The following is a 4,500-nucleotide window of genomic DNA, read 5'->3' on the forward strand; positions in this document are numbered from 1 at the left end:
CGCGGCCGCGCCCCACGCGGCGGCGGCGACCGGCACGAGCCGCGCATCACGGCGGCGCAGCCGGCGCACGCTGTCCACCGGGGTGGACTCGGCGTCCCCCCGCGCGCTCACACCGTGACCAGGTCGCGGATCGAGGCGAGCATCTTCTCACCGATCCCCGGCACCGCCAGCAGGTCGTCGACGCTCGTGAACGCACCGTTGGCCTCGCGCCACTGGATGATCCGCTCGGCGATCGCCGGTCCGATGCGCGGCAGGGTGTCGAGGGCGGCGACGTCGGCGGTGTTGAGGTTGACGCGCCCGTCGGATGCCACGCCGCCGGCCGACCCGGCACCGCCGGCAGCCGCGCCGTCGGCCGGCGGTGCCTCCCCGACCGCGGGCAGCCGCAGTTGCTCGCCGTCGGTCACCCGGCGCGCGAGGTTTACGGCGGTCTCATCTGCCTCGGGCGTCAGCCCGCCGGCGGCGGCGATCACGTCGACGACCCGCGCTCCTTCGTCGAGGCGGTAGAGCCCGGGGTGCTGCACCGCGCCGAACACGTGCACGTAGACCGGCGGCAGCTCGGCTGCCCCGCTCGGGGCGACCACCTGTTCGCCCGCGGCATCGGGCACACCCGCCGAGCGGATGACGCCGATCAGCACCGAGACCGCCGCCACGGCGAGCACCAGCACGATCGCCGCCCCGACGCCCAGCCGCCGACGCGCGGGCCGGTCGATGGTCGCTGCGCTCACCCGCACAGCCTGTCAGGGCGCGCGGGTGCCTCGAGTGCCGTCGAGCCGATCGGTGGAGGGATCTCGCAATCGGCCTTCGGTGGAGGAGGCGATGACGGTCAGCCGCCGCCCTGCCGTTACGCCGTGGTGAAGCTCACGACCTTCGGGGCGCGGACGACGGCGCGGGCGATCTCGCGGCCGGCGAGCGTGCGCACGATCTTCTCGTCGGCGCGCGCGAGCGCTTCGAGCTCGTCGGCCGAGATCCGCGCGGGCACCGTGAGGGTGCCGCGCACCTTGCCGTCGATCTGCACGACCGCGGTGACCGACTCTTCGACGAGCAACGTCGGGTCGGCCTGGCGCCAGGTCGCGAGTCCCACGAAGGGCTCGTAGCCGAGCAGCTCCCACATCTCCTCCGCGGTGTGCGGAGCGAACAGGTCGAGGATCATCGCGATCGCCTCGGCGGCTTCGCGCACGGCCGGGTCGGCGGGGCCGGCAGGGCCGTCGATCGTCTTGCGGGTCGCGTTGACGAGTTCCATGAGGCGTGCGACCACGACGTTGAACTTCGTCTGTTCGACCAGCGCCGGGGCATCCGCCCACAGCCGGTGGGTGACGCGGCGCAGGTTCGCGTCGCCCTCGGCCCAGACGACGTCGGGCGCGCTCGTCACGTCGTGGGCGATGCGCCACGCGCGGGCGAGGAACTTCTGGGCGCCGGTGGTCGAGACGTCTTCCCAGCTGATGTCGTCTTCGACGGGTCCGGCGAAGGCGATCGCGACGCGCACGGCGTCGGCTCCCGGGTCGAGCATGCTCGAGGCGAACTCGACCAGGTTGCCCTTGCTCTTCGACATCTTCGAGCCGTCGAGCAGCACCATGCCCTGGTTGACGAGGCTCGAGAAGGGCTCGGTGAACTCGATCATGCCCATGTCGAAGAGCACCTTGGTGATGAAGCGCGCGTACAGCAGGTGCAAGATGGCGTGCTCGACGCCGCCGATGTAGGCGTCGACCGGCGCCCAGCGGTCGGCCTCGGCGCGCGAGAACGGCTGCGTCTGGTCGCCCGGGTTGAGGAACCGCAAGAAGTACCACGAGCTGTCGACGAAGGTGTCCATCGTGTCGGCGTCGCGGAGGGCCGGCTCACCCGTGGCGGGGTCGACCGTGTGGATCCACTCGCTCGCGCCGCCGAGGGGCGAGGTGCCCTTCGGCGCGAGGTCGAGATCGCGCGCGTCGGGCAGTTCGAGCGGCAGCTGCTCGTCGGGCACCGGCACGACGCGACCGTCGGAGGTGTGAATCATCGGGATCGGCGTGCCCCAGAAGCGCTGACGCGAGATGAGCCAGTCGCGCAGGCGGTACGACTTGGCGCCGCGGCCGGTGCCGGATGCCTCGAGCCGCTCGATCATGCGCGCGATCGCGTTGCGCTTGCTGAGCCCGTCGAGGGGGCCCGAGTTGATCATGCGGCCGTCGTCGGTGAGCGCGATGCCGGTGACGGCGGGGTCGAGCGCGTCGAGCCCGCCTTCGCCCGCACCCGGATCGATCGGCACACCCTCGTCGTCGAGCTCGATCACGGGGATCGCGCCGGTGACGGGCGCCGTCGTGTCGACGACGACCTTGACGGGCAGGTCGAAGGCGCGCGCGAAGTCGAGGTCGCGCTGGTCGTGCGCGGGCACGGCCATGACGGCGCCGTGGCCGTAGTCGGCGAGCACGTAGTCGGCGGCCCAGACCGGCAGGCGCTCCCCGTTGACCGGGTTGATCGCGTAGCGGCCGAGGAAGACGCCCGTCTTCGGACGGTCGGTGCTCTGCCGCTCGATGTCGGTCTGCTTCTGGACCTCGTCGAGGTAGGCCTGGAAACGCAGGCGCACGTCGGCGTCGGCGCCGGCGACGAGTTCGGCGGCGAGGTCGCTGTCGGGGGCGACGACGAAGAACGTGGCCCCGTAGAGCGTGTCGGGGCGGGTCGAGAAGACGGTGACCTTGTCGGCGCGCCCCTCGATCTCGAAGTCGATGTCGGCACCCACCGAGCGACCGATCCAGTTCCGCTGCATGCGGATGACCTTCTGCGGCCAGAACCCCTCGAGCTGGTTCAGGTCATCGAGCAGGCGGTCGGCGTAGTCGGTGATCTTGAAGTACCACTGCGTGAGCTTCTTCTTCACCACGACCGCGCCGCAGCGCTCGCAGCGGCCGTCGACGACCTGCTCGTTGGCGAGCACCGTCTGGTCGTTGGGGCACCAGTTGACCGCGCTCTCCTTGCGGTACGCGAGGCCCCGCTCGAAGAGGCGCTGGAACAGCCACTGGTTCCAGCGGTAGTACTCCGGGTCGGAGGTGTGCAGCACGCGGCTCCAGTCGTACGACGAGCCGAACTCGCGGAAGCTCTTCTTGTGCTGGTCGATGTTGCGGTAGGTCCACTCGCGCGGGTCGCTGCCGGCGCCGCCCTTGATGGCGGCGTTCTCGGCGGGAAGGCCGAACGAGTCCCAGCCGATCGGGTTGAGCACGTTGTAGCCGCGGTGCCGCCAGAACCGGGCGACGACATCGACGTAGGCGTAGTTCTCGGCGTGCCCCATGTGCAGATCGCCCGAGGGGTAGGGGAACATGCCGAGCACGTACTTGCGCGGGCGCGTGTCACCCTCGCCGCCGGCGCGGAACGGGTCGTCGCTCTTCCAGCGGTCCTGCCACTTCTGCTGGATGGTGTGCGGGTCGTAGCCGTCGCCGGGCGCAACGTCGGAAGCCGTCGAGGTGGGGTTGGAAGACACAGGTCACCTATTCGTGAAGTTCGGGTACGCGCGCACGCGTCCTCCCAGGTTACCGGACCCGCCTCACCACCCCGCCGGAAGTGTCGCTCCGATCGCGGCGAGCGGGCCGCGCGCCTTGACGGCCACCTCGGCGACCTCGTCCGCGGGCTCGGAGAGCCACGTGATCCCTCCGCCCGCTCCGACGTAGGCTCCGCTCGAGTGCACGACGATCGAGCGGATCGTCATCGCGAGATCCGCGCGCCCGTCGTGCCCGGCCCACCCGAAGCATCCCGCGTAGACCCCGCGTGGCGCCCCCTCGAGCCCGTGCAGGATCGTCATGGCCGAGAGCTTGGGCGCCCCCGTCATGCTGCCGGCGGGAAACGTCGCGTCGAGCAGTTCGCCGAGGGTCGCTCCCGGCACCAGGCGACCGGCGACCGTGCTGACCAGCTGGTGCACAGCCGGGTACGACTCGATCTCGAGCAGGCCCTCGACGGTGACCGTGCCGGGGCGGCACACGCGCTGCAGGTCGTTGCGCATGAGGTCGACGATCATGACGTTCTCGGCGCGCTCCTTGGGGCTCTCGAGAAGTTCGCGCGCGAGCGCCGCGTCGTGCGCCGGATCGTGGCCCCGGGGCCGCGTGCCCTTGATCGGACGGGTGCGGACGACGCCGTCCGTCACCTGCAAGAACTGCTCGGGACTCGCGCTGAGCAGCGCGTGCGCACCGGCACGCACGTACCCGCCGTGGTGCGCCGGCTGCGCACGCCGCAGACGCAGGTACGCCCCGACCGGGTCGATCGGCGCGTCGGATGCCTCGACCTCGAACCGCGTCGTGAGACACAGCTGATACGCGTCGCCGCGTCGGATCGCCTCGCGGCACCGCGCGATCAGGTCGGCGTACTCGGCCGGCGTGTGCCGTGAGATCGCCCGCGCCGCGGGCGCCGTGGGCGCGCCGGACTCGCCGTTCTCGGAGGCATCCTTCGTCTCGAGCGCTACCTCGGTCTGAGCCTCGGCCTCAGCCGCGGCCGCAGCCGCAGCGCCACGCTCCCCCGCGGCCGCGCGCCAGCGAGATCGGAAGAGCACAC

General features: G+C 71.5%; 3 protein-coding genes. All 3 read right to left on the reverse strand.

Annotated features, from left to right (window positions below):
* Positions 1 to 107: 107 nt before the first annotated feature.
* Positions 108 to 725 (reverse strand): ComEA family DNA-binding protein, encoded by a 618-nt coding sequence (locus tag G3N18_RS15495; RefSeq protein WP_314855977.1) that lies wholly within the window; start codon positions 723 to 725, stop codon positions 108 to 110.
* Between the two features lie 116 nt (positions 726 to 841).
* The gene (gene leuS, locus G3N18_RS15500) at positions 842 to 3,439 is read right to left on the reverse strand and encodes a leucine--tRNA ligase (RefSeq protein ID WP_196385149.1); all 2,598 of its coding nucleotides are present in this window, start codon (positions 3,437 to 3,439) and stop codon (positions 842 to 844) included.
* Positions 3,440 to 3,502: 63 nt separating this feature from the next.
* Positions 3,503 to 4,500, reverse strand: a 998-nt coding sequence (locus tag G3N18_RS15505; protein WP_196385150.1) for an anthranilate synthase component I family protein, incomplete at its 5' end; no start/stop codon positions are given.

The sequence above is a fragment of the Microbacterium paulum genome, assembly GCF_015707995.1.
Lineage (GTDB): Bacteria > Actinomycetota > Actinomycetes > Actinomycetales > Microbacteriaceae > Microbacterium > Microbacterium paulum.